The organism is Desulfonatronum sp. SC1 (genome assembly GCF_003046795.1).
Lineage (GTDB): Bacteria > Desulfobacterota > Desulfovibrionia > Desulfovibrionales > Desulfonatronaceae > Desulfonatronum.
The window spans coordinates 1-445 of record NZ_PZKN01000154.1 but is presented as its reverse complement, the minus strand read 5'-3'; the positions used below and the strand labels follow the sequence as shown (position 1 = coordinate 445).

Annotated in this window: 1 protein-coding gene; it reads right to left on the bottom strand. The window is 54.6% G+C overall.

All coding sequences use genetic code 11. The features are described 5' to 3' along the window. A partial coding sequence (locus C6366_RS21095) for an ATP-grasp domain-containing protein (protein WP_233248585.1) occupies positions 1-391 on the bottom strand: 391 nt, incomplete at its 3' end. Between the last annotated feature and the right edge of the window lie 54 nt (positions 392-445).

Genomic DNA, 445 nt, shown 5'->3' with positions numbered 1-445 from the left:
TAAGTCCGCAGGCCAGCATGGCCGATATCAGGGCAATGGGGAAGCCGGTGGCTTTTGATGCCAGTGCCGATGAGCGCGAGGTACGCGGGTTTATCTCGATAACTACCACACGGCCGGTTTTGGGGTCGTGCGCAAACTGCACGTTGGTTCCGCCAATCACACCCACACTTTCCACAATGCGGTAGGCGAAATCCTGCAGGCGCAGCTGCGTTTCCTTTGAGATGGTGAGCATTGGCGCTGTACAGAATGAGTCACCGGTGTGAACGCCCACGGCATCCACATTCTCGATGAAGCAGACGGTTATCATTTTTCCGCTTTGGTCGCGCACAATTTCGAGTTCCAGCTCTTCCCATCCAAGCACCGACTCTTCAACCAGAATCTGGTTAATCATACTTGCTGCAATGCCTCGCGCGGCAATGGTTCGGAGCTGTTCCACGTTGTAAAC